The sequence below is a fragment of the Lysinibacillus sp. GbtcB16 genome (assembly GCF_019091145.1).
Taxonomy (GTDB): Bacteria; Bacillota; Bacilli; order Bacillales_A; family Planococcaceae; genus Lysinibacillus; species Lysinibacillus fusiformis.
Genome location: NZ_JAGXJV010000376.1, coordinates 1 through 273, shown reverse-complemented (window position 1 = coordinate 273; position 273 = coordinate 1). Strand labels below are relative to the sequence as shown.

The 273-nt window shown below is 59.0% G+C and carries 1 protein-coding gene; it reads right to left on the bottom strand.

Translation table 11 applies throughout. From position 1 onward, the window contains the following. Positions 1-273: S-layer homology domain-containing protein (locus tag KVT27_RS24605; protein ID WP_217582173.1), on the bottom strand; the 273-nt coding region annotated here is incomplete at both ends.

The following is a 273-nucleotide window of genomic DNA, read 5'->3' as shown; positions in this document are numbered from 1 at the left end:
AGATGCTGCCTGCATCTGCAAAAGCATCCAAATCTCCCTGCTCCGAAGCGTCTGACGGCACCATGCCACGCAGCTCGGCAAAACGCTGGAACAGCACAGCCAGCTCTTCGCGAGAGACGGCCTCATTCGGACGGAACCGGCCGGCTGCCCCTTGCACCAGCCCGATCTGTGCAGCTCGGGCAACATACGCTGCATACCAGGCATCTGCAGCAACATCGCTGAATCCGGTTGAAGCGTCGCCTGTATCCAGCTTATAAGGCCCTAGTGCTTCAA